Origin of the sequence: Metabacillus niabensis (genome assembly GCF_902829255.1) — a bacterium.
GTDB classification, from domain to species: Bacteria; Bacillota; Bacilli; order Bacillales; family Bacillaceae; genus Metabacillus; species Metabacillus niabensis.
In genome coordinates this window covers 25,946-51,378 of record NZ_CADEPK010000033.1, presented here as the reverse complement: position 1 = coordinate 51,378, position 25,433 = coordinate 25,946, and the positions used below count along the sequence as shown (strand labels likewise).

Sequence of the window (25,433 nt, the reverse complement as noted above, 5' to 3'; positions counted from 1 at the left end):
CAAAGGCAATTCTTTTGTATATTATGAACTAATATGATTAAAATATTTCAAAATTAGAGTTACTTATATTAAGGGGGAGGAATATAAATTGATCGTCTACGTTACAAATTTAAAAAAGAAGTTTGGGAAGGTGCAAGTTTTAAACGGACTAAGTATGCAAGTAGAAAATGGTGAGATATATGGTTTTATCGGTCCGAACGGAGCAGGGAAATCTACAACAATTAAAATACTATTAGGGATATTGAAAGCGACAGAAGGAGAAGCAAAAATTTTCGGGAAGGATGTCTGGAGAGATGCGGTTGATATTCATAAGCATCTTGCATATGTACCAGGGGATGTTAATCTTTGGCCAAATTTAACAGGAGGAGAGGTGATCGATTTATTTATGAGATTGCGAGGAGAAAAGAACAATAGGAAACGTGACGAATATATTGAAAAGTTTCAACTAGACCCATCTAAAAAATGTAGAACATATTCCAAGGGTAATCGGCAAAAAGTTGCGTTAGTTGCTGCATTTGCCTCTAATGCAAAGTTATTTATTTTAGATGAGCCAACTTCGGGCTTAGACCCTTTAATGGAAAGGGTTTTTCAAGAAGCTGTTTTACAGGTGAAGGATGAAGGGAGAAGTGTCTTACTTTCAAGTCATATTCTATCAGAAGTAGAGACGCTATGTGACAAGATTGGTATTATCCGACATGGAGAAATAATCGAGACTGGAACATTGAATGAATTACGTCATTTAACAAGAACGAACCTACTTGTTGCAACGAAGCAACCAATCCAGTTATTAACAGAGTTAGAAGGTGTTCATCACATAGAAAGAAAAGGTGACCATACCATTTCCATGCAAGTAGATTCACAGTATTTAGATGAATTAATGAAATACATTAGCCAATTTGGGATATTGAAATTGGAGAGTTCACCTCCTACATTAGAGGATTTATTTATGCGCCATTATGAAACGAATAAAGGAGGGAATTAAAAAGATGCTTCAACATACGGGTAAGCTTTTTCTTTTTATTCTTCGTCGTGAACGGATAAGATTACCGATTTGGCTACTAGCTTTATTATTCATAACTATTCTTACTGCAAATGCCTTTACAGACCTGTATCAGACAGAAAATGAAAGACAGGCAATTGCTGAAACGATGAAAAATCCTGCAATGATTGCAATGGTTGGACCTGGCTTTGGATTAGACAATTATACAGCAGGTCCAATGATGGCTCATCAAATGTTACTTTTTACTGCAATCGTTGTTGGCATTATGAGTATTTTACTCACTACTTACCACACTCGAGCTGATGAAGAGGAGGGAAGGCTAGAATTAGTTCGTTCGCATCCTGTTGGTCGTTTGGCAAATATTGGTGCAGCTATTTTTGCTTTTTCTGGTGTGTTTGTAGGGTTAGCTCTTTTAATTGGCTTTGGTTTAGCGACTTTACAGATTGATAGCATTGATTTACAAGGTTCGTTACTATATGGTACTGCTTTAGGTGCGACTGGCATTTTTTTCACTGCGGTTACTTTGTTGTCCGCTCAGTTTATGGAAAGTGCGAGAGGAACTGTTGGGTTGTCGATTTCTATTTTACTTTTATCGTATCTTGTTCGGGCGATAGGTGATGTTAGGAACGAAATGCTTTCTTGGTTATCACCGTTCGGTTGGGTTGTAAGGACGGAAGTGTATGTAAGTAATCAATGGTGGCCTGTTTTATTATTGTTGGGATTTTCAATTGTTCTAATCGTTTTCTCGTTCGTTTTGCAGTCTGTTCGTGATTTGGAATCAGGGTTAATACCTTCGAAGCTAGGTAGAACAAGTGCCTCTCGTTTTCTTAAGGGACCATTAGGACTTGCATTAAGACTGCAACGTACAAGTATTATTGCATGGACAATTGGTACGTTTGTTTTAGGAGCATCATATGGATCTGTTTTTGGTGATCTAGAATCCTTTTTTTCTGAAAATGAAACGATACGGCAACTATTATCAGCAGTAAAGGGTAAATCGCTAACAGAACAATTTTTGTCGATGCTTATGTCCGTTATTTCAATGATTTGTACGATTCCACCATTGTTATTTATTTTAAAGATGAAGGGTGAGGAAAAGGCAAATCGTGTTGAACACTTTATATCACATGCCGTTTCCCGAACAAGAGTAATTGTAAGTTATTTGTTTATCGCACTTTTTTTCAGTGCTTTTATGTTAATTGTATCTATTTTCGGGTTATGGCTATCTGCAGCATCAGTTACAGAAGAGATAATTTCATTTTCTACAATGGCTACTGCTGGAATTGTGTATCTACCTGCAATAGCAGTATTAATTGGAATAACTATATTTTTCATTGGTTTCGCGCCGAAGTTTACTAGTTTTATATGGTTATATCTAGGGTATTCATTTTTTGTCGTATATCTTGGTGGAATCATGAAATTACCTGAGTGGTTAAAGGCATTATCACCATTCGGTCATATTCCTCAGCTACCTGTTGAGGAATTCGATGCTTTAAGTATTACGGTTTTATTATGTCTTGCTATGGTCGGTATGTGTTTTGGAGTAATTGGTTATAACAAACGAGATCTACAAGGATAAATGATGAAAGGAACCTAAAAAAGCGATGATGCTACTTTAGGTTCTTTTCTTTGTATATTAAATGCGGACGTTAGTTACAAGATAGTTGATTGAGCGTTTGATGAAGATAGATAAATATATAAGCAGAAATGAAACAGTAAATGAAAACGGGAGGCTGAAAGTGACTGGGAGCTCAATGCCTTTCCAGATTGACAATTTTATTTGTTCATAACCGACTGTTCGTAAAATACCAGCAAGGATTGAAACGATTGCGCTAACTATTAATCCAATATACAAAACAGATAGCACTGGGATGCAAAGTGAGAATAAAAAGGCTTTTATCATTTTAAAGATTTTCACTTTCAGTCGCTCCTCTTCATAATTTGTTTAACTGTAGAATGGCGAGAAATGGTGTATGATTCTTTAAAAGTTAACTTTTCAATTACACATTTTTCACCAATTGTGACCACATCTCCTTCAACGTTTTTAGCTGATGTATGAGAAAGGTTAATGTTGTTTCCCGTTATTTTTCCACATATTAATTGTTTCTTTTGTAATGAGAGTGTTTTTTTCTCAGAGTGTACTTCGATTGTATTTGCATGAAGCTGTTCAATTTGACTTTTACCTGACAATATTAAATGAAACGCTTTTGTGTTTATTTTCTTAGCAGTAACTTTTCCGAGTATATTAATCTGGTCTGCTTGTAGTGAATGTTGGATCGTCAGCTGTCCTGTAGAATTGACTTCTTTTATTCTCACCTTTGTTAATCTCATAGTGCCTGCACTTGTTAGCTTTCCTATTCCACAGTTATTTTTGATGTTACAAACACCAGTACTACTCAATCGGTCTGCTATAACGTGATAATTAAATGAACTATATCCGTGTGTTGGTAGCTCTGTAACGTGTATCTCCTGACAAAAGCGAACAGACCCTCTAGTATTTACTTTTTCATATTCTGAACTTAAATTTCTAATTCGACCGCTTGTAAAGGTTATACTTCGTAATGATTGCTTTGCTTTTTTCAATATGTCACCACCTTACTTTAATAAATATATATTTTAGTTATTAAAATATATATTTATTAAAGTATATTTTCAGCTAAATTGTCAAGAACCTAGAAAAGCACTCGTGATGAATTTTGGGACAAAAAAATAGGACCCAATTAATTGGACCCTTCGAAAATAGTACTCATTAATTTATTTACCTCTACAAGCACCTTTGTCATATCAGTTAGTTTTTCATTAGGAAACTTTAAAAAAATGCTTTTTACCTTCTCCTCACCGGCATTTGTTAGCATCATTTTGACCACACGTCTGTCATCTTTTTCTCTTATTCTTTGCACCAGGTTCATGCTTTCTAGCTTATCGCACATTGATGTAACTGCACCAGGAGTAACATTAAAGAAGTCAGCAATTTCTGTTGGCTTCATTCCACCTTCAAATTTGAGCTGAAGAAGCAAAATAAGTTGATTTTGTGAAAGTGATTCCTGATCAGATAGGAGCTGGACAAACATTTTTGATTTTTGTTGAATTTCAAGCATTTCCTTCATAATCGTTTCTACATTTTGCATCTGCTTATTATTTGACATCCCATCACAGCCTATATGAATATTTTACTAATTAAAATATATGGTAAGTATAATAAGTGGAATTGTCAATTTTCTCAAACGTTAATCCATTTCACTAATGATAACTTTCTTACCTGTCTTGGCACTTTGGACAGCACCAAATACCATTTCCATGCTTTTAATATTATCTCGACAATCCGTTTCGGCTAGACGATTTTCTTCTAAAGCTTGGAACATTTCATCAAGACAGCCCCAATGCCCTTCGCGAATAGCCTTTTCACTTTCGATATTTATTTGCTTAACAGGAGTAATAAATTCAATTGGTTTTGTTTCATCGATCACTTCACATATTGGATTGTTCGAACCATCCCATCTTGCACTGCCTTTACTTCCGGTTACACGCCAGTCTGATTCCCACGATGTTTGATTTCCAATGGCACTCCATGACCCGCGATATGAAAAAACAGTTCCATCTGTCATTTCAAAGATACAAATAGCAGAGGCGTTGCCTTTATACCAGGAGCCTGTTGGATTATATTCATGACAATAAACTGATACAGGATCCTTTCCTGTTAAAAATCTAGCCTGGTCAAACGTATGGATCGCCATATCGACGATAAGGGGATGATCCATTAAATCACGAAAGCCACCAAAGTTAGGTCCAAGGAAAAAGTCTGCATGAATTGAGCCGATTTCGCCGATTGTTCCGTTAGAAAGAATCGTTTGAAACGTACGGATTTGATTTAAATACCGACGATTTTGCATGACGGTGTATGTATTTCCAGTTTTTCTTGCAGTACGGAGGACTTCCTTTGCATCTTTTAATGTTTCTGCCATTGGTTTTTCGCCAAAGACATTACATCCAGCCTCTAAAGCAGTTATCACTATTTCTTTATGTGCAGCTGGAATTGTGATATCAAACACTAAATTTGCATCCGTTTTCATTATAGCTTCTGATAAATTTGTAAATGAAGGGACTCCTAGGTCTCGACGTTCTACCATTGCTTTTGCTGCCTCTAAGTTAACATCAACAACCCCAACAATTTCAGCATTCTCCCGCTGTGATACATAATCAAACCAAGTATTTGACATTCCACCACATCCAGCAACGATAATTTTGTGCTGCTTTGCCATGTGAACACTCCTCTTTTTTCCTATGTTTTTAGTGTATTAATTTATTATATATGAGCTATGTCTCCAACTTATCATACTAGTAAGTGCCTGTCTAAGGTGGAAAGAACTATATAAAAAAGTACTTAACTGAAAAAAGCTGAAGTTAGATGAATAAAAAAATCTGGTGAATTTTCCCTTCAAAAAAGTTTTTATGAAAGCGTTGACAATGTGTTGATAAGGTGTTAAATTAATCTCAACAATTAAATATTCATAAAGGAATGTTACCTTTAGTGGGCATAACCTGAACTGATTTGGAAAGAATAGTAGCGCTGTCTAACGGACGCTGTGTGTCTATTTCTACCAGATCGGGTCAGGTTTTTTATTTGCCAAAAATAAAAAAAGAAGGAAGGGTCAATGATGAAATATGAGCAATTAGCTAAAGATATTATTCAAAATGTTGGTGGAAATGAAAACGTTATCAGTGTTGTTCACTGTGTAACGAGATTACGCTTTAAGCTAAAGGATGAAGGAAAAGCAAATACTGATGTCCTTAAAAATATGGATGGTGTTGTAACCGTTATGAAAAGCGGTGGTCAGTACCAGGTGGTCATTGGCAACCATGTCCCAGATGTCTATAAGGATGTGTTAGCTGTTGGTGGATTTAAGGCAGAGGGGCAAGTTGAAGAGGAAGAAGCAAAGGGCGGCAACTTGTTTAATAGATTTGTAGATATCGTATCAAGTATCTTTACACCAATTCTCGGTGTGTTAGCTGCAACAGGGATGATTAAAGGGCTTAATGCATTGTTTTTATCATTAAAGTGGCTTACCGCAGATTCAGGAACATATCAAGTATTAAATGCAATCGGGGATTCATTATTTTACTTCTTCCCAATTTTCTTAGGATATACAGCAAGTAAGAAATTCGGTGGTAGTACATTTATTGGGATGGCAATTGGAGCAGCGCTGGTGTATCCGACGATGTCACAGCTGATGACAGGTGACCCGCTGTACACATTATTTACAGGAACGATGTTTGAATCACCAGTTTATATTACATTCTTAGGTATTCCAGTTATTTTAATGTCTTATTCATCTTCTGTTATTCCGATTATTATTGCCGCATATTTTGGGGCTAAAGTAGAAAAAGGCTTTAAGAAAATTATTCCTGATGTTGTAAAAACATTTTTAGTGCCATTTTTAACATTATTAGTAGTTGTTCCATTAACATTTATGGTAATTGGTCCAATTGCAACATGGGCTGGTCAACTACTAGGTCAAGCGACTTTATGGATTTACGGCTTAAGTCCAGTTATTGCAGGTTTATTTCTTGGTGGTTTTTGGCAAATTTTTGTTATCTTCGGTTTACACTGGGGGCTTGTACCAATCGCGATCAACAATGTTTCAGTAAATGGTGCAGATCCAGTCTTAGCTTTAGTATTTGCGGCTTCATTTGCGCAAATAGGGGCAGTACTAGCTATCATGCTTAGAACAAAGCAACAAAAGCTAAAATCATTAAGTATCCCAGCATTTATTTCAGGTATTTTTGGTGTTACTGAACCGGCAATTTACGGTATTACACTTCCACTTAAAAAGCCATTTATTATTAGCTGTATCGGTGGAGCAATAGGTGGAGCAATTATTGGTTTGTTTGGAACCCAAGGATTTATTATTGGTGGACTAGGTATTTTCGGTATTCCTTCTTATATTCACCCAACAGAAGGGTTAAATCTTGCATTCTGGGGCTCAGTTATCGCCATTATAGCTGGTTTTGCAGTAGCGTTCATCTTAACTTTGTTATTCGGTATGAGTAAAGATAAAACTCAAGAAACTAGTGAAACGAAAGCCCATGAAAAGAAGGAAGCAGTTATTGAAGTAAAAAATGAAATGATTACTAGCCCATTAGCTGGTGAAGTCAAAGTATTAAGTGAAATAAGTGATGAAGCATTTGCATCAGGTGCATTAGGAAAAGGTGTTGCCATTGTTCCGACAGAAGGGAAATTATATGCCCCTGTTTCAGGTATGGTTGCTGCACTATTCCCAACAAAGCATGCGATTGGAATTACAACTGAAAATGGTGCAGAGATTTTAATCCACATTGGACTCGACACTGTTCAGCTAAATGGTAATCATTTTATTACACATACAACAGTAGGCTCTAGAATTGAAAAAGGACAGCTATTGATTGAGTTTGATATCAATGCGATTCAAAAGGCTGGCTATGAGGTAACAACGCCAGTTATTGTGACAAACCAAGATAAATTCGATGTAGTGACACTAGGTGGTAAACAGACAAAGGTTGGAGAACAACTATTTGAGCTAGTTGCAAAATAAACTAGAACTAAATAGAAAGGAAGCGATTAACGTTATGCTTCCTTTCTTACATAACGGAGGTAATAAATATGTCAAAATCAACATTTCCTGAAAATTTTCTTTGGGGTGGTGCGATCGCAGCTAACCAGGCAGAGGGAGCTTATCTTGAGGGAGGAAAAGGCTTAACAACAGTTGACCTTTTGCCAACAGGTCCAAAACGTTTTGAGATTATGTTAGGTAATTTAGAATCATTTACACCGATTGAGGGGGAATTTTACCCGTCACACGAAGCGATTGATTTTTATCATCGCTTTAAAGAGGATATTGCTCTTTTTGCTGATATGGGCTTTAAAGCATTGCGTGTATCAATTGCATGGGCACGGATTTTCCCAAATGGAAATGATGAGAAGCCAAATGAAGCAGGTCTGAAGTTTTATGATGATTTATTTGATGAATTATTAAAGCATGGTATTGAGCCGGTAGTAACGATTGCACATTTTGATGTCCCAGTCCATTTAGTGAAGGAATATGGCAGCTGGAGAAACAGGGAGCTTGTCACATTTTTTGAAACATATGCAAAAACGATTTTTAAACGTTATAAAAACAAAGTAAAGTATTGGATGACATTTAATGAAATTAATATGCTTTTACATCTACCTTTCGTAGGTGCTGGTCTTGTCTTTAAAGAAGGAGAAAATAAGAAGCAAATTCAATACCAGGCAGCACATCACCAATTAGTTGCGAGTGCGCTTGCTGTTAAAGCATGTCATGAGATGATTCCAGATGCAAAAATTGGATGTATGCTTGCCGCAGGAATGACATACCCATATACTTGTCATCCAGATGATGTCTTTGATGCGATGGAACGTGACCGTGAGTCGTTCTTTTTCATCGATGTTCAATCACGTGGGGAATACCCAGGTTATGCGAAACGATTTTTTGAAGATCACGGCCTAACGATTGAGATGGAACAAGGAGATGAAGAGCTACTAAAGGCGAATACGGTTGACTATATTGGCTTTAGCTATTACGCTAGCCGTGCAACAAGCACTGATCCTGAAGTCTTAAGCAAACAAACAGCTGGAAATGTCTTCGCATCTGTTGAAAATCCTTATTTAGAGAAATCAGAGTGGGGATGGACAATCGATCCGAAAGGCTTTAGAATTACGGCAAATCAATTGTATGATCGTTACCAAAAGCCGCTATTTGTTGTTGAAAATGGACTAGGTGCTGTCGATGAATTGTCAGCTACAGGCGAAGTGGATGACGAATATCGTATTGATTATTTGAAAAAGCATATTGCTGAGATGGGTGAGGCGATAAAGGATGGGGTCGAAATCATTGGTTATACAAGCTGGGGACCAATTGATATCGTAAGTGCTTCATCCGGAGAAATGAAAAAACGATATGGCTATATTTATGTTGATAAAGATAATAATGGAAATGGCACGTTAAAACGATATAAAAAGAAAAGCTATGATTGGTACAAAAAGGTCATTGAATCAAACGGTGCAGAGCTATAATAGATTTTGGGATTTAAAAAGGCAGTTAGAATTCGTTCTACTGCCTTTTGTATATATTCAGTTGCATTACTATGAGTCTTGTGCAACAGCTTTTCTGTCAATTGCTTCAGGCTGTTTTTCTAACCATCCATGTTTTACCATAATATTGTAGCAAAGGGTTCCAGCCTCCATTGCATGGGTAAATACTTTGCTGTAATTTAAAATAATGTCTGATCTTAATCTGGACCCGATCGCAGCACCATAATAGGAAAGTGCTGCATTCACTAAAAACGCTGCGTGAAACATTATCAATTTATCTGAAAATGGACTTATAGTAGAATCAGTAATTTCCGCATCCCAGCTTTCAGGTGTTGGCAAATGTTCTTGTTTTAAAAGGTTGTTGAAGCTATCAGCATCTTTCCCTGCTAATTTCACATTTTTTAACATGAAATTACGAACATCTTCGTTCTCTGCAACTTGACTAAATCCTAAGCTTAACGACCTAATAAACCCAGTTTTCTTTGCATTAAAGAAAAGGTTACTAATTTCTGAGCTATTAAGTGCTCTTTTATCACCTATTAAATTAGAAATAATTCCTGTCGAATTTACAAGCTCATTCCTATGTGGAGATGGAATAGTTGGAACACTTGAAAACATTGGCTGTGTTTTAGCCAATTCCACTATTTTTTGAAACAATTCTTTAGATGTTACCGTACTTTCAAGAAAATAATCTTGGATATCCTGTTGCTCTGATGTTGTAATCGCTAAGCTATAAGCAGTTATCCCGTGTATTGTCATAATGTAAGAATAAAAGAGTAAAAACTGGTCAGAAAATAGTCGTGGGGCATTAAGATTTACGTCATCATCTGTAAATCCTATTGGGACCTGGAAATGATCATCTTTTAAAATATTGGCGATTTTAGATATATGACCTTCAGCTAGCTTCAATGCTGATTCTAAAATAGGTTTTATATCAGAATTTTCAACAATTTTAAGAAAATACTTGTAAATACAAATCGCCATGCTATCACCCATATATTGAAGCCAAAGGGCAGATACCTCTGAAGCAGTTAACGGGTTTTTCTTTGCTTTATTAAAGATTCCAAAGGAAATACCTCCAATTGTCGTCAAAATTTACATATTGTCTATGGAGTTTCAAAACGAATCGGAGGCGCATTTCATGTAAATAGCGCTCAAGTTCTTTTTGAATGTAAATACGAAAAAATCCTTTTTGTATTCATTTCGTAAGCCTTAATGTAAAGAATCAAACGTTTAATTAGTCTAAAAAAGCCTTTGATACCATGTAGGGATAAAAAGAATGTCATTTGAATAAGTACAAACTGGTCCAAGAGAAAAATAACTAATTTAAAATGACACTACCTCCGATTTATATTAGTTTTCCAAATCGATAAAAAGATATGTGAGAAAGGTTATCAAATTTTAGGATTGTAGGGTTTCAATATATCGGCTAAAGGCAAGTGAGGCTTTTGATGAAGAAAAAGGATAGATATACAGGTGATTTCTCAAGTATATCTATCCTTCTATTTATGTTATTACATATGTATTAACTTGCTTTTTCCTTATTGTTGACGGCCATCATCATGACTAAGCTGCCAGCCGATGCCAAATTTATCTGTTAATTTTCCGTAGCATTTACTCCAGAACGTTTCTTGGAGCTCCATTTCTACTTTGCCGCCTTCTTTTAACTTTTCATATGCATTTTTGATTTCATCGATATCCTTACTTACAACAGCAAGTGTGATATTGTTTCCTGTTTCAAAAGGTGAGCCAGGGAATGTATCAGAAAACATAATCGTACTACCACTGACTGTTAGTCTCGCATGCATGACGCGATCCTTTGCTTCATCTGGCAGTGGGAAATCAGGATTTTGTGGTGATTCACCAAAGGTCATGATTTGTGATGCCTCTGTATTAAAGGCCTTTGCATAAAATTCAATTGCTTCTCGACAATTTCCATTAAAAACAAGATACACTTCTACAGCCATTTCTATCACTCCTTTATCCTATTTTAACCAATATACCACAGTGAATAGAATAAAAGAAAAGGTTTGAAAAAATTTTTTACCTATTCGTGGTTGAACGATAAATTGGTTTATTTCATCAAATTGATATATCTTATCTATTATTAGAGCAAATCTCCCTTTTCACTAAAGACAGAAAAAACTATTTTATAAAAACATCATTAATACGAAGTAGGAGCAAAGCAATGAAAGATAATCTTTACGATAAATTACTCAATATAAAAACGACAAAGAGTCAACAAGGTTTTCATAAATCGTTTCATTACCATCGATATGAGGCAACACCCTATGAAGCGTTAGAAACGTTAATTAGCCAGTATACCTTTCATAAACATGATAAGATTGTTGATTTTGGCTGTGGAAAGGGGAGGTTAAATTTCTTCCTTCACGATCAGTGTCAAGCAGCGGTTACTGGTATTGAAATGAATGAGGAGTATTATCAGGAGGCATTGGTTAATCGTGACAGGTACTTAAAGAAGCATGCAAACCAAAAGGATAAAATTCAGTTTTACTGCTGTTTAGCAGAAGAGTATATCATGGCACCTGAAGATAATCGTTTCTATTTTTTTAACCCGTTTTCCTTACAAATTTTTATAAAAGTTATTCAAAATATTCTAAAGTCAGTTGAAGTGTATAAAAGAGAGGTTGAGTTAATTTTGTACTATCCATCTGAAGACTATGTTTACTATCTCGAAAATCAAACTGTATTTGAATTAAAACAAGAGATCCGATTAAAGGAGTTATATCCACAAAACGAAAATGAAAGGTTTCTCATTTATCAATTAGTGCAAAAGTCTTGAAATTTCCTATTGCTTTTATGGAAAAATATTAAATAATTTCATTTTTTACTGCGAAACTCTAGACATTTAGTATTAAAGTTTATATAGTTATAAGTGCCTAAGTTAAAAAACAACTAGTTTAATAGTCATAAAAATTACAACAGGAGAGGTATTTATCGTGTCAGAAAAATATAGCATTGTTATTAACGCAGCAAAAAAAGTAATTAACATGAAGGTTGTTGGAACCTTTACACCTGAGGATGTCCAAAATTTCGTGAAAGATTATCAAGCAAAAGTTAATTCCATTGAAGCATCTGCTTATACATTAGATGTAGACTGTACAACTATGGATATTTTAAAGCCAGAGATGGTTTCTTCATTAGAAAATTCATTTAAAATGTATAAGGAATCAGGATTTGGAAAGGTTCTTTTTACGATAAACAAAAGTGCAATCTTAAAAATGCAGTTAAACCGTATTGCAAGAAATTCTGGATTAACGAATGCCGAGGTTGTTGAACTCTAATAAAGATGAGAAAACAAGGCTGATAAGAGGATCTAGCCTTGTTTTTGCATATAAAAATCCCTATAAAAAGGCAGAGGAGAATTCAATAAAATGAAGCATATAAAAATAAAAGATGTAGCAATCTATCATCCCGAATATATTGTTGATAATGAATTTTTCCATCAGTTTTATCAGGAAAAGGGGAAAGATGTTCGTCATTTTTTAGAAACTATGGGAAGAAAAGAACGATATGTCATAAAGGATGAAGCGGAAAATGGATTAACAATGGGAATTGCCGCAAGTAAAAGAGTCCTTGAACGGGCGAATATGTCAGGAAAAGATATTGATCTTATCGTCTTTTCAACTCAAGTTCCTGAAACAACCTTCCCAACAAATGCGATGTTCCTCCATGATGCGATTGGAGCAGACAATCAAACAATTGTGATGGATTCAAATGCTAATTGTGCAGGAATGACTGTTGCAGTTGAACAAGCTTCATATTATATGAAGGCAAATCCTAATGTACATACAGCACTTATTGTTGGTTCTGATTATAATTCGTTAATTAGCAATGAAGAAGAAGAAATTACGTATGCAAACTATGGTGATGCTGCAGCTGCTGTTATTTTGGAAAAAACAGATGAGGATACTGGATTTATCGATGCAATTTATTTCACGGACTCTGTTAATCGCGATAAAATTCTGTTTCCGCCGGAAGGGTTATCTAAAGCTGTCAGAGGAGATTCTGAAAATATGTTAATTAAGTGGCTTCCATTTGATGGTAGCATTGCCCTTCCTCCAACGTATGAAATAATTGAAACTCTGCTTACACGAAATCAACTAACGGCAAAAGATATAAAGGCCTATTGTTTTTCGCAATTTGCATTAGGGAATATTTTGAAAATACAAGAGCATTTTCAGCTCGAGGATAAGCAAATTATTTATGTTGGGGATAAATTTGGCTATACTGGTACTAGTAGTCCATTTATCGCTCTACATGAGGGGATTGCATCAGGCCGAATTCAACGGGGCGATCATGTTCTTTTTTGGACAATTGGAGCTGGCTACCAATTAGTTGCGATGCTGTTAAAATACTAGGCACTTTTACTATGACTAACTTTAATCTATTTAAACAAACGATAGTTTTTCAATTCTACTATTGTAATTCTAGCTAAAGAGCCAATGGATGGCTCTTTTTTTATTTGCTTTTTTAGGGTGGTTCATTGTCAAAATCCACCTAAATTTGACAATTCGCTATTGTAGTTCGCTTTGCTTTGAACTATAGTAATAATGGATTAAAAAAGTTATATAGAAAAATAGAATCGGATAGAGAGGTTAGCTATGGCGGATAAACGAGAGCAATGGTCATCTAAAATCGGATTTATTTTATCGTCTGCTGGAGCTGCTATTGGACTTGGCGCGATTTGGAAGTTTCCATATGTTGCAGGGATGAATGGTGGAGCAGCTTTCTTTTTGCTCTTTATATTGTTTACGGTTTTAATTGGCCTTCCAATGCTCATTTCAGAATTTATTATTGGTAGAGGGGCAAAGCGTGAGGCAGTAACGGCATATCGAAGGTTAGCTCCAAAAAGTGGTTGGAATAAATTAGGGATGCTTGGAGTAGTTGGTTGCTTCTTATTACTGACATTCTATTGTGTTGTCGGTGGTTGGGTATTAATCTATACCATTTTATCAGTTATTGGGAAGGTAATTGATACTGGAGTGAATTATGGACAATTATTTGGGCAGGTTACGAGCTCCCCGAGTATAACTCTTCTCGGCTTAGCTTTATATTTATTGATCAATATTATCGTTTTAACTTTTGGGATAAAAAATGGGATCGAAAAAGCAAGCACTTATATGATGCCTCTATTATTTATTTTCTTTATTGTATTAGTCATTCGCTCATTAACATTAGATGGAGCAATGGAAGGAGTCCGTTTCTTTTTAAATCCGGATTTCTCAAGTATAACGAGCGATGGAATTTTATATGCACTTGGACAATCGTTCTTTGCGCTTGCAGTTGGTTTTTCTTGTATGGTAACGTACAGCTCGTATTTAGGGAAAGATGTGAGCATTCCGTCTTCGGCATCATCAGTTGTTGTGATGAATATTTTCGTTTCACTGCTTGCGGGCTTGGCGATTTTTCCAGCCGTTTTCGCATTAGGCTTAGAACCGACTGAAGGACCTGGTTTATTATTTGTCGTCCTGCCAACTGTTTTTTCACAAATTCCATTTGGGGAGCTTTTCTTAAGCTTATTTTTGCTGTTATTTTTATTTGCAACATTAACGTCGTCGTTTAGTTTATTAGAAATCATCGTCTCAGCCTTTACAGATGGAAGGAACCGATCAAGAAAATCAGTATCATGGATATCAGGTATTGCTGTTTTTATAGCAGGGATACCAGCCGCATTGTCGATGGGTGGACCTTTAAGTGATATCGTGATTTTCGGGAAAAATATCTTTGATGCAACAGACTTTCTTGTGAGCAATATTTTATTGCCATTAGGTAATTTCTTTATTGCTATCTTTATTATTTATAAAATGGATAGATCCCTGGTAGAACAGCAATTTCGCTTAGCTAATACATATTCACCAGCCCTATATTCAATATGGACGTTCTTAATGAAATGGATCGTTCCTATCGTTATCATCATCGTCTATCTACATACATTAGGATTATTTTAATAGAGTAAGGGCCAGTCCCCAGATAGTTTTGGGGGACTGGCCCTATTTTCATTATTTTTAATAATATGGTGAAATCATGAAGTATACTAATACGCCGGTAAAGCTTACATAAAGCCAAAGTGGCATTGTCCAGCGGGCAATTTTTCGGTGTTTTTCAACCTGCATATTTAATCCGCGTCCAAGTGTAATAAGGGCAAGCGGTACAATAACTGCTGCAAGAACGATATGTGTAAGAAGGACGAAATAGTAGATTGATCTTAATATTCCTTCACCACCATAGCTAGTCGATTCAGCCATTGCATGATACGTTAAATAGGAAATGCAAAATAAGAACGTTGTTGTAAAGGCTGCTACAATAAAACGTCTATGTACAGGAATGTTTTTCTTTTTAATTGCAACTAGTGCTGCAACTAGAAAGAGAAAGGTAAATGTGTTGAAAATGGCATTTAGCAATGGTAAAACCGTTAAATCAATGCCAAAGATTGTTCCATCATTACTTTTTGGCAAGAAATAGGTTCCAAAAATGACTCCGACTATGACAATTGATAATACCCAAATCAATGGGGTGTAATTTCGTTGTTTTTGGTCAGTTTGATTATATGTCATCTTTCTTATACGCTCCTTATATTTTCTTCCTTTCTTCATCATAAAAAAATGCTAAGCAAAGAGCAAATATAAAAGGCCTCCTTTTATTAGGTAAAAAGGAATTGTCAAACTCTAGACAAATATACTTGGAGAATTTTAGTAGTTTTACATACTTTTTAGATTATTGAACAACATAATGAGGATCTAAAAATGAAAGGTTGGTTAGATGAATAAAATTTTCATTTCCTTATTATGTTGGAGCATCATTTTATTCTCATGCGGATTTCCTCAAAATGTTGGGGCAGAGGAGCCGATAACAATAAGTGCTCGAAATAACGCGTTAACAGCGGCTGTGAACTATTTAAGTGCCAAAAAGAACTGTCAAATAGATAAAATGGAGCAATTTTCCTTGCAGATATTGAAGCATGACGAAGATGAACGTACATGTCAAAAACATCAACTTCAGAATGCAGAGGTCACAGATTACATAATGGCTTCAAGTGACTTAGCTTTAGTATCGACAAAATTAGATTATCCAGACAAAATTGTCGTTCAAACATCACCAGTTGTCAAAGTGAGTGGAAAATGGAAATTCGTCGCTGGCATTAACAATCATCAGCCAGTTGTAACAACAGAAAAAGTAAAGCCGGAAATTGTAAATGGGATTAACAACTATTTAAATAGTATTAAAACAGCTAATCAAAAAGGAATGGACATGTACGGAAAGAAGCTTGGTGGCGTTGAGGAAGAACAGGATGGTATGCTCGCTGCAACGAAATCGGCATCCTTCGAGTTTAATGTTGCAGCAGTGAAGATGATAGCAGAAACGGTTGCGATTACTTCGATTAAGACGAAGATAAATGGGAAGCTGAATGAGCAAGTATATGTAGTTTATCTAGAAGACAATAAGTGGAAGGTAATATCAGACAGGTTTTTACTCACAGCCTCAATTCCTAAAAATGAAAATCCAGTTAAGGTTGATTAAGATAAGAAAACACCTCCTGCATTATTGCTAAAGGTGTTTTCTTATCTGTTATAACGAATCACTTGTCAATCTGGAAATATTTCATGAAAGAAAACTTGGATTTTTAGAGAATTAATTAAACTTGAAAGAAGACGAAATAAACGTGCAAATAAGAATTCATCATTTATTAATAACATAATTGGATAAGTGCTCCTTACTGGATTTTTTGCTGGGCTAAAAATGCAGTTTTGTAATACTTACTTGCTTCTTTATAAAGAATGTTTTCCTCATAATGACGTGCGAGTATTTCCGCATATTCAACAACATAATTCCATTGTTGCTTTTCACGAAAGTATGGAATGACCTCATGTTTAATGAAGTTTCTCTCGCTTGATAAATCATCTCTTTCGGTTAAGTAAAGCATTTTATAATGATATTCATAGTCTTGTAATGGATATTTTTTTAATAAATCCATTCCTTTATTTATCATCTTGTGCATATTTTCTGGCTGATTTAATCGTTTGTATTCTTTGGCGAGGCAGTAATAGGTTGAAATTAAGCTTTCTACCTTTTCCGTCGGTGTATAGTGTAGGCTTTCTAAATAATATCGAATTGCATCTGTAGCTCTTCCTTGAAGGCTATAAAGGTATCCTATATTGTGATGAATGTTACCAAGATAGTGATGTATGTGGGAAAGCTTAGCAATCTTAAGTGCGCGCTCGTAATAGTCTAAGGAGTTTTTAAAATTTTTGATTCTTCCTTCATTAATTCCTAGCACAATATAAAGCTTAATTTGTTTCTTGTAATCAAGCAGCTTATCAACGATTTCAAGACTTTTAAAGGCGAAGTCCCTCGTTCGATGTGTATGACAAAGCTTTCCGTGACAGAGGGATAAGTGATAATAAACGTCCGCTAATTCAAATTGGAACAAATCTTTGTTTTTTGGAATTAGTTGGAGTTTTTGCAATGACAAAGTAAGGTGTTGCTCGGATTCAGTCAACTTGTTCATGTAATAATAAGCACAACCAACAAAATAGTGATAATAAAATAAAAGCTCAGTTGATAAAAAAGCTTGAAACCTGTCCAATTCCTTTATATGTTGAAGAATTGTTTCATATTGATTGGTTATAAGAAAATACTTGATTTGAAATAATTCATATTTCGATGACAAATAGGGGTTTTGGATATGATGGAATTGTTTAGCAATCTCATCATAAGTCAACTTAACAGTTGAGCAATCCCTTTTCATTTTGTCATACCAATCATCAAGTTTCTTCTCAAGCAGCTTTATGTCTTCTTCTACAACCACAGTTGGAGATATCCCCATTCTCTCACATAATAATCTTAAAATTTCATCACTTGGTTCCATATTATTATTTTCTACTTTACTTAAATAAGATGGAGAACAAATACCTCTGCATAATTCTTCTTGGGTGAGTTCAGATTTCATTCGATAGTATTTAATACGACTACCAGTCACCATGACTCCTCCTTTTTCGACTTGAGAAAGTTTGAAAAAAGACCCCATTTATCCAGTAGCCAATTGCGATCACTTTATCAATAGGTAAATGTAAAATCCTGTGGTAATTTAAAAATAGATGAGAGAAAACCAAGATTCTTATCAAATGATGAAGTATGAACATCGCTCTCTATCTTTTACTCATACTATTTTATTATCTTTTTTTCTAGGGTTTTTCTGTATAAGGAATTAATCCTGTTTTTCCATGATTTTCTTTATTTTTTCTAGTTCTTTTGTCGCGTTAATGCGGTAAACAAAAAGAAGGAATAAAGAAAAGCTGCTACACAAATTGTCGTTATAGGAGGGATTCCGCTTGGTAAGGGTTGTAATCACTGGTTTAGGAGCAGTTACCCATCTCGGATTCGGACATGAGAGCTTGGCTCAAGGGTTAATGAGCGTTGAAAATCGCAATGCTATGAGATGGATTTCTTCAGAACAACAGGTTGAGCTAACAGGCTATCGGATTGATGATTCGAAGCTTGCGGAGCATCTGGTGCCATTTAAAACACGTAATATGGACCGGTTTGCCAAAATAAATATAGCTGCAGTGCAACTAGCTTTAGAGGATGCGAGTCTCAATGTAGATGATTTAGAGGAAACAGGCTATATCATGAATACAACATATGGGCCATGGGAATCGACAAATAGATATACGAAGGAGCTTGTCGAAAGTGGACCTGCCTTTGCAAGTCCGAGATTGTTTCCAAATACAGTCGTTAATTCCGCACAGGGACATGTGTCTATAACATTCAAAATGAAGGGGCCAACCTCAACTATAGCTGGTTTGTCGGCGATTCCTTATGCGGTTAGCCTGCTTACTAAAGGTGAAGCAGAAAGAATAATCGTGGCAGGAGCAGATGAGTTGAATGAAAACATAATGGAGGCATACAAGGAATTAGGTAGTCCGGTTATTTTTGGTGAAGGTGTTGGTGTTCTTATCTTGGAAACGTTCGAGCATGCAACAAGAAGGGGAGCACAAATATATGCTGAGATTGGAGATTATGCGATAGGATCTGAACCTACAATGAATCTTTGGTTTGAAGGGGCTGATGCAACAAGCCTTATTTATGAAGAGCTAGTAAGTGAAATTTCCCTAAACCGTGAAAAAGAGAATCTTCTCGTATTGTCATCTACAAATGGATCGCAAATCGTTGACAGGCTTGAAGAGAATGTCATGCAGTCATTGAAACATACATATCCGAAATTAGAGATTTTTTATCCAAAGCATATATTAGGTGAAACATTTGGAGCGTCTAGTGTATTAAGCGTTATTAGCGCCATTCACCTGCTTAACAATCATACCGAAATAAATGAAGCATTATTGCTCAACAATGAGATAGGTGGAAATCATATCGCTCTCATTATTAAAAAGTGGAATGATTAAAGGAGTATGAAGGACATGAAGAACGAGAAAAAGGTCGCGATTGTAACCGGAGCATCAAGGGGAATAGGGCAAGCAATTGCTATCGCTCTAGCGAATAAAGGATTTAGCGTAGTCATTAATTATCACAACAGCCATGCAGGTGCTGAAGAAACATTAGCAAAAATAAAACAAAATGGCGGAGAAGCGATTTTACATCAAGGCTCTGTAGCTAATGCAGAGGATATGAAGCAAATGGTTGAAAATGCTATTGAGCATTTCGGGACAGTTGATGTATTAGTCAATAATGCGGGCATTTTAATTCCAAAATATTTGATGATGACAAAGCCTGATGAATGGAATCAAACGATTGAAACGAATTTAACAGGTGCATATTTAGGGATAAAGGCTGTACTAAGACCGATGATTGAAAAGAAACGCGGCAGAATCATCAATATTAGCTCGGTTGCTAGTATAAGTGGGATTGCAGGACAAGCTGCATATGCTGCTAGTAAGTCAGGGTTAAATGGAATTACGAAGGTATTAGCGAAGGAGCTTGCACCTTACAATATTTTAGTGAATTCGATTGCTCCAGGATTTATTGAAACAGATATGACGGGAGATTTTCCTGAAAGAATGCTTGAGGAATATCGTGATTCAATTCCATTAAAAAGATTTGGGCGTCCTGAAGAGATTGCGAACTTTGTTACCTTTCTTTCCTCAGATGAAGCCGAATATGTAACAGGACAAATTTTTGCGATAGATGGCGGCTTATCTGTGTAAATGTTAATCAAGGCAACCGTTTCTACTTTCTATCTGAATAAATGAAACGGATTCCTATATTATATTTTTTCAATATTTAGACTATTTATTTTAGGAGGAGTTTCATATGACAGCTGAAAAAACATTAGAGTACAGAGTAAAGGAATGCATTATTAATCGTTTAGATTTAGAGGTTACACCAGAAGAAATCGTTGATAGTGAACCATTATTTGGTGATGGATTAGGTCTTGATTCATTGGATTCTTTAGAGCTAGTTATTGCGATTGGAAAAGAATTCGATGTAACGATTGGTGATGATGAGTATGAAGTGTTGAATACAATTGAAACAATTTGTGAATTTATTCGTGAGAAAAACAGTCAATTAATTTAAAGCTACCTAAATAAGCGTTTGCTAAAAAAGGCTTGCTGCTATGTTTCGATTACATAGTTAAGTCAGCCTTTTTTGTATGAAGGAAAACAAAAGGGAAATCTTTAGAAAAAAGATTAGGAGAAATAACTGGAGGTGTAAATGGTGAAACGAATTGCAATTACGGGAATTGGTGTGCTTTCTTCAATTGGAAATGGAAAGGATGAGTTTTTACAAGGGTTAATGGAGTGTAAGCTTGGGGCGCGTGATGTTTCATCATTTGATGTTACAGATTACCCTGTAAAAAAAGGTGCGGAAATTCTTCCGGTTGATTTACATGAAGATGAGACCTATCAAGATGAGGTTGTTCAGAAAGGGATTGTCGCTGCAGTAGAAGCGGTTAGCGAATCAGGGATACGCAACGTTTATAAGCCAAGAGAAATAGGCGTATCAATTGCGACATCCTTAGGAGGAGTGGGCTCAAGGGAAAAGTATTATCTTTGGCAAAAAGAGCGGGGAATCGTTGATTATCAGCTTCTTCTTAATGTACCGACAGCTTGCTTAGCTGGCTCATTAAGCCGGCATTTTAACTTTAGAGGGCCAAATTCGACGGTTGTTACAGCGTGTGCGGCTGGGGGAAATGCATTAGGAATCGGTGCTGACTTTATTCGGGAAGGAAGAGCAAAGGCGATGCTAGTTGGTGGAGTCGACCCGTTTTCTACAATATCGTTTAGCGGCTTTTCTGTCCTTCGCTCACTTTCACCACAAGTGACAAAACCATTTAATGAGCATCGTGATGGACTGACATTAGGTGAAGCTTCCGCCTTTCTTATTTTTGAAGAAATGGACGCTGCGATAGAAAGAGGAGCAACAATTTATGCGGAGTTTTTAGGATATGGAATTAGCAATGATGCGTATCACATTACATCTCCCGACCCGAATGGTGGAGGGGCGATCCGTTCGATGAACGCTGCATTAAGAGAGGCGAATGTAAGGATAGAAGATGTCTCGTATATTAACGCTCATGGAACTGGAACACCTTATAACGACAAAATGGAAATTAAGGCGATTAAAGAGTTAATTGGTGAAAAAACGGAAACGATTCCGATTAGTTCATCTAAATCACAATTTGGTCACACGTTAGGAACTGCTGGTGCGATCGAGGCGATTGTTTGCACATTGGCGATTAAGCATCAGTTTATTCCGGCAACGATTAATTTTGAAACAAGCATTGATAACAGCTTTGATTTTGTTCCGAACGATATTCGTGAGGGGGAAATTCAGTATGCTTTATCAAATTCGTTCGCATTCGGTGGAAATACGGCATCGATTCTTATTGGAAAGGTAAATGGTGTGTAAAGGATTGGTGTATATGAATTTAGGAGACGGTTTTTCAACGACGGTTACTGTGCAATTTCATGAAGTGGATTCAATGAAAATTGTTCATCATAGTTACTATATTTATTGGATGGAAATCGCGAGGTTTCAATTTGCAAAAGAAATGCTCGGCTTTACCTTTCAAGATTTTGAATCGATGGGAATCTTTTTACCGGTCACGAAGCTTGACTGTAAATATATCCGTTCAGCGTTGTTAGGTCAGAGCATCGTCATTTATTTAAAGCTAGTAGAGCGCGAGGAAGCAATCGCAACATTTATTTATGAAATGAGAGATCAAAAGACGGGTAAAAAGCTATTTGAAGGATGTACAGAGCATGCATTCGTAAATGAATCAGGTAGGCTGCTGCTTCGTTATCCAAATGAGTGGGTACAAGCATTAGAGAAAATTCATAAAAAGCATGCCTCTTACATTGTGTAAAGTGTCAAAAGTGATTGCTGTGCAGTGCTTTTTTGAGCTAGTGGTACTACTAAATAAGGTGCTATTGCTTTTCTAAAAACTGGAGGTTTGTATGTTTAATTATGTCATTCAAAATATTCGTAAAAGGAAAGTTCGCACGATTTTAACGATTTTAGGGATTTGTGTTTGTATCCAAATGTTTACGGTAATCAATTCAATTATAAATTATACGATTGCTGATTTAGAGGGGGAAATGGCCAAGTATGCTGGCCAAATGTACGTGAAAAACATTAATGCTTCTGCTAGCAGTGGTGTTGAATTCCCGCCAATGAGCAGTACGATTTCAAGCCAAACCGGTGATGACATCTTAAAGGATTTGCAGTCAGATGTAAACCAAGAGCTAAGCACCCCGATTATTTTTAGAGAGATTGCTGGACCAACAGCACCGAATATGCCATCACAGGCGTTAGCGGTTGGGGTTGAAGCAGGTAAGGAAATGGCATACACAGGTGAAGAGGTCAAGGTAAAGGAAGGTGCTTTAGAGCTGAAGGAGGGCGAGCAGCAAGTTGTTCTTGGAGCAACAGCAGCGCAGTTTTATAAGGTTGACAAAGTGGGGGATAAAATTGAAATTTCCGGTCAATCTTTTGAAGTTACAGGTCTTCTAGAGGAGGGGAACCGCGTAACAGATCCAATGGTGCTTGCTTCTATTGACGAGCTGCAACATGTTTTTTCATTGCAAAACACGTATTCTACTTTGCTATTAACAATGAATAAAATCGATGATATTGATAGAGTTTCAGAGAAAATTGAATCAGGTTATCAAGGGGTCGAAGTCATGACTCAAGGGAATATTTCTGAAAATATTAATCAATCGCTTCAAGGAACAAAGATGTTTATGAGTACGATTTTAATAACTGTCATTGTTGTTGCGATCATTGTTATTTTAATTGTTATGACGCTTGCCATTATGGAACGCACGAAGGAAATCGGGGTTATGCGGGCGCTAGGGGCTCAAAAGGCAGATATTACGAAGTTTATTATCTTTGAGGCTCTCTGTATGAGCCTGCTAGGTGGTGTGCTCGGTGTATTAGGTGGATATGGTATTCTCCGTTTTATTTTTTCCGCACCGGAATTTATGACGGCTGAAATTGGGATAACATCGTTAGCGATGGCGGTTCTTGTCGGCGTACTATCAAGTTTATATCCAAGCTTAAAGGCAGTAAATATTCAACCACAGGAGGCGCTGCGTTATGAATAACTACTTACTTGAGGCAAACGAATTATCGAAAACGTACAAGATGGGAAAAGTGGATGTACCCGCTTTGAAAAATGTTAGTTTTACGATTGAAAAGGGGTCATTTACAGCAATAATTGGTACATCAGGCTCAGGGAAAAGTACGCTGTTAAATTTGCTCGGAATGATCGACAATCCAACAAGTGGCTCACTATCGTTTAATGGTACACAAATTAGCCAATTGACAAATAAACAACAGACGAAAATGAGAGCAGAGCAAATTGGCTTTATTTTTCAAAGCTTTCATTTAGTCCCTGTAATGAATGTGCTAGACAATGTTGCCCTTCAGTTGTATTTTTCGCGCTCGGATAAGAAGCGAAGAAAAGAGGCTGCTATTCATGCTTTACAAAGTGTAGGGTTAGGATCTCATCTACATCATTATCCTGCGGATTTATCGGGTGGTCAAAGGCAACGTGTATCGATTGCCCGTGCAATTGCCAAAAATCCAGAGGTCATTCTTGCCGATGAACCGACAGGAAGTCTTGATAGTAAATCAGGTGCTGAAGTAATTGACATATTTAAACAATTACATAAGCAGGGAAAAACGATCATTATTGTCACACATGATCTAGAAATTGCCTCGATCGCAAATCAGCAGCTCATTTTACGAGACGGTGAGCTCAAGGAGACGAGAACAAGCAAAATTCAGGAGCTTAGACAATATTACTATAGCAGCTAACGGGAGGAGGAAGTGATATGAAAACTGTACAAGTTGGGATCATTGGCTGTGGTGCTATTGCAAAAATCCGTCATCTTCCTGAATGTAAGGAACATGAGAATGTAACGATTTATGGTGTTTGTGATGTAAATGGAGAGCGGGTGCAACGATTTGCTAGAGCATATAAAACAAAAGCATTTACTGATTATCATGAAATGTTAGCAAGTCCTGAGTTAGATGCTGTCATTATTTGTTTACCACACCATCTGCATGCAATGGTAGCAATTGATGCTGCAAATGCCGGAAAGCATATTTTAGTTGAAAAGCCGATTGCTACAAACGTAGAAGATGCCCGAGAAATGGTCAAGGCTGCAGAGGAAAATCGTGTGAATTTAATGGTTGCTCATAATCAGCGATTTGTTCCCTCACATGTTAAAGCAAAGGAATGGTTAGATAGAGGTGAGTTAGGAAAGGTCTACTCCTTTCAATCAACCTTTGGTCATAACGGCCCGGAAAATTGGAGTATCGATGGGGAGAAATCCTTTTATATGCTTTCAAAGGAGGAGGGCTTTGGTGTTTTAGGTGACCTGGCTATTCATAAAGTCGATTTACTTCATTTTCTTCTCGGAGTTGAAGTGAGTGAGGCACATGTAATAACAGGATCAATTGCTAAGGATAATAGTCTGTTTGAGGATAATGCACTTCTTTCCTTGAAAATGGAAAATGGAGTAATTGGTTCAGTAACCGCAAGCTGGAGCTATGTTCATCCCGACTTTTCCACAGTGATTCATTGTGAAAAGGGGACGATTCATATTGAAAATGACCCAACATATCCACTTATCATCAAATTTTCCGACGGAACAGCACTCAACTATGATATTCCATCATTGCTTTCCTATGAAAAACAGCTTCCAGGAAGAAGTCAGGTCGTTTCCTCTTTTATAGATAGCATTGTTCAGCATCAAGCTCCACCTGTAACAGGAAACGATGGTTTACAGGCATTAAAGGTTGTTTTAGAGGCTATGAAGAAAAGTGAAAGCATTCTGACATGAAAAAATCGGGCATTTC

Annotated in this window: 25 protein-coding genes; 17 read left to right on the top strand and 8 right to left on the bottom strand. The window is 36.4% G+C overall.

Translation table 11 applies throughout. The features are described 5' to 3' along the window. Positions 1-88: 88 nt before the first annotated feature. Together HU235_RS06205 and HU235_RS06200 are read left to right on the top strand one after the other, a co-directional pair. Positions 89-982: an ABC transporter ATP-binding protein gene (locus tag HU235_RS06205; protein WP_307190741.1), complete on the top strand. Its 894-nt coding sequence runs from the start codon at positions 89-91 to the stop codon at positions 980-982. A 4-nt stretch (positions 983-986) separates the two neighbouring features. Beyond that, on the top strand, positions 987-2,579 hold the full coding sequence (locus HU235_RS06200) for an ABC transporter permease (protein WP_174879636.1): 1,593 nt from the start codon (positions 987-989) through the stop codon (positions 2,577-2,579). Between the two features lie 57 nt (positions 2,580-2,636). Here the strand turns inward: HU235_RS06200 and HU235_RS06195 are convergent, their stop codons facing one another. The 4 genes from HU235_RS06195 to HU235_RS06180 all read right to left on the bottom strand — a co-directional run bounded on the left by HU235_RS06195 (position 2,637) and on the right by HU235_RS06180 (position 5,259). Continuing rightward, positions 2,637-2,918 carry a hypothetical protein gene (locus HU235_RS06195; RefSeq protein ID WP_174879635.1) on the bottom strand — a complete coding sequence of 94 codons (282 nt, stop codon included), beginning with the start codon at positions 2,916-2,918 and terminating at the stop codon, positions 2,637-2,639. Positions 2,919-2,920: 2 nt separating this feature from the next. Then, positions 2,921-3,583: a hypothetical protein gene (locus HU235_RS06190; protein WP_174879634.1), complete on the bottom strand. Its 663-nt coding sequence runs from the start codon at positions 3,581-3,583 to the stop codon at positions 2,921-2,923. 137 nt (positions 3,584-3,720) lie between these two features. Next, positions 3,721-4,146, bottom strand: a complete 426-nt coding sequence (locus HU235_RS06185) for a MarR family transcriptional regulator (protein WP_174879633.1) — start codon at positions 4,144-4,146, stop codon at positions 3,721-3,723. 81 nt (positions 4,147-4,227) lie between these two features. Further along, positions 4,228-5,259, bottom strand: coding sequence for a Gfo/Idh/MocA family protein (locus tag HU235_RS06180; RefSeq protein WP_145581111.1), 1,032 nt, complete (start codon positions 5,257-5,259; stop codon positions 4,228-4,230). Positions 5,260-5,655: 396 nt separating this feature from the next. On the opposite strand from HU235_RS06180, the gene HU235_RS06175 reads away from it, so the two are divergent. Beyond that, positions 5,656-7,569, top strand: coding sequence for a beta-glucoside-specific PTS transporter subunit IIABC (locus tag HU235_RS06175; RefSeq protein WP_095300426.1), 1,914 nt, complete (start codon positions 5,656-5,658; stop codon positions 7,567-7,569). Between the two features lie 68 nt (positions 7,570-7,637). After that, positions 7,638-9,071: a 6-phospho-beta-glucosidase gene (locus tag HU235_RS06170; RefSeq protein WP_095300427.1), complete on the top strand. Its 1,434-nt coding sequence runs from the start codon at positions 7,638-7,640 to the stop codon at positions 9,069-9,071. 69 nt (positions 9,072-9,140) lie between these two features. Here HU235_RS06170 and HU235_RS06165 read toward each other — a convergent pair whose 3' ends face one another. Further along, positions 9,141-10,181, bottom strand: a complete 1,041-nt coding sequence (locus HU235_RS06165; RefSeq protein ID WP_233452146.1) for a DUF3231 family protein — start codon at positions 10,179-10,181, stop codon at positions 9,141-9,143. Between the two features lie 449 nt (positions 10,182-10,630). Then, entirely contained in the window at positions 10,631-11,056 is a 426-nt protein-coding gene (locus tag HU235_RS06160) for a VOC family protein (RefSeq protein ID WP_095300429.1), read from the bottom strand. A gap of 221 nt (positions 11,057-11,277) precedes the next feature. Here HU235_RS06160 and HU235_RS06155 point away from each other — a divergent pair, with 221 nt between their 5' ends. From HU235_RS06155 to HU235_RS06140, 4 genes are all read left to right on the top strand, one after another. After that, positions 11,278-11,892 carry a class I SAM-dependent methyltransferase gene (locus HU235_RS06155; RefSeq protein ID WP_174879632.1) on the top strand — a complete coding sequence of 205 codons (615 nt, stop codon included), beginning with the start codon at positions 11,278-11,280 and terminating at the stop codon, positions 11,890-11,892. Positions 11,893-12,049: 157 nt separating this feature from the next. Continuing rightward, a complete protein-coding gene (locus HU235_RS06150) occupies positions 12,050-12,394 on the top strand; it encodes a hypothetical protein (RefSeq protein WP_233452145.1) in 345 nt (114 codons plus the stop codon). Positions 12,395-12,484: 90 nt separating this feature from the next. Beyond that, positions 12,485-13,471, top strand: coding sequence for a ketoacyl-ACP synthase III (locus tag HU235_RS06145; protein ID WP_095300432.1), 987 nt, complete (start codon positions 12,485-12,487; stop codon positions 13,469-13,471). A 243-nt stretch (positions 13,472-13,714) separates the two neighbouring features. After that, a complete protein-coding gene (locus tag HU235_RS06140; protein ID WP_174879631.1) occupies positions 13,715-15,061 on the top strand; it encodes a sodium-dependent transporter in 1,347 nt (448 codons plus the stop codon). Between the two features lie 57 nt (positions 15,062-15,118). Here the strand turns inward: HU235_RS06140 and HU235_RS06135 are convergent, their stop codons facing one another. After that, positions 15,119-15,667, bottom strand: a complete 549-nt coding sequence (locus HU235_RS06135; protein ID WP_174879630.1) for a DUF420 domain-containing protein — start codon at positions 15,665-15,667, stop codon at positions 15,119-15,121. A gap of 205 nt (positions 15,668-15,872) precedes the next feature. Here HU235_RS06135 and HU235_RS06130 point away from each other — a divergent pair, with 205 nt between their 5' ends. Beyond that, the gene (locus HU235_RS06130) at positions 15,873-16,631 is read left to right on the top strand and encodes a hypothetical protein (RefSeq protein ID WP_174879629.1); all 759 of its coding nucleotides are present in this window, start codon (positions 15,873-15,875) and stop codon (positions 16,629-16,631) included. Positions 16,632-16,824: 193 nt separating this feature from the next. Here the strand turns inward: HU235_RS06130 and HU235_RS06125 are convergent, their stop codons facing one another. Then, positions 16,825-18,090, bottom strand: a complete 1,266-nt coding sequence (locus HU235_RS06125) for a helix-turn-helix transcriptional regulator (protein ID WP_174879628.1) — start codon at positions 18,088-18,090, stop codon at positions 16,825-16,827. A 352-nt stretch (positions 18,091-18,442) separates the two neighbouring features. Here HU235_RS06125 and HU235_RS06120 point away from each other — a divergent pair, with 352 nt between their 5' ends. The 8 genes from HU235_RS06120 to HU235_RS06085 all read left to right on the top strand — a co-directional run bounded on the left by HU235_RS06120 (position 18,443) and on the right by HU235_RS06085 (position 25,417). Next, complete coding sequence (locus tag HU235_RS06120; protein ID WP_174879627.1) at positions 18,443-19,513, top strand: beta-ketoacyl synthase N-terminal-like domain-containing protein; 1,071 nt, start codon at positions 18,443-18,445, stop codon at positions 19,511-19,513. A 15-nt stretch (positions 19,514-19,528) separates the two neighbouring features. Further along, positions 19,529-20,272 carry a 3-oxoacyl-ACP reductase family protein gene (locus HU235_RS06115; protein WP_174879626.1) on the top strand — a complete coding sequence of 248 codons (744 nt, stop codon included), beginning with the start codon at positions 19,529-19,531 and terminating at the stop codon, positions 20,270-20,272. Positions 20,273-20,378: 106 nt separating this feature from the next. Then, a complete protein-coding gene (locus HU235_RS06110) occupies positions 20,379-20,642 on the top strand; it encodes an acyl carrier protein (RefSeq protein ID WP_095300443.1) in 264 nt (87 codons plus the stop codon). 138 nt (positions 20,643-20,780) lie between these two features. Next, on the top strand, positions 20,781-21,977 hold the full coding sequence (locus tag HU235_RS06105; RefSeq protein WP_095300445.1) for a beta-ketoacyl-[acyl-carrier-protein] synthase family protein: 1,197 nt from the start codon (positions 20,781-20,783) through the stop codon (positions 21,975-21,977). Positions 21,978-21,990: 13 nt separating this feature from the next. Continuing rightward, positions 21,991-22,434 (top strand): acyl-CoA thioesterase, encoded by a 444-nt coding sequence (locus HU235_RS06100; protein WP_174879625.1) that lies wholly within the window; start codon positions 21,991-21,993, stop codon positions 22,432-22,434. 91 nt (positions 22,435-22,525) lie between these two features. After that, positions 22,526-23,671, top strand: a complete 1,146-nt coding sequence (locus HU235_RS06095; RefSeq protein WP_174879624.1) for an ABC transporter permease — start codon at positions 22,526-22,528, stop codon at positions 23,669-23,671. Beyond that, positions 23,664-24,386 carry an ABC transporter ATP-binding protein gene (locus HU235_RS06090; RefSeq protein WP_095300451.1) on the top strand — a complete coding sequence of 241 codons (723 nt, stop codon included), beginning with the start codon at positions 23,664-23,666 and terminating at the stop codon, positions 24,384-24,386. Before HU235_RS06095 ends, HU235_RS06090 begins: the two co-directional genes overlap by 8 nt. Before the next feature lie 17 nt (positions 24,387-24,403). Continuing rightward, on the top strand, positions 24,404-25,417 hold the full coding sequence (locus HU235_RS06085) for a Gfo/Idh/MocA family protein (RefSeq protein WP_174879623.1): 1,014 nt from the start codon (positions 24,404-24,406) through the stop codon (positions 25,415-25,417). The last annotated feature ends 16 nt before the right edge of the window (positions 25,418-25,433 follow it).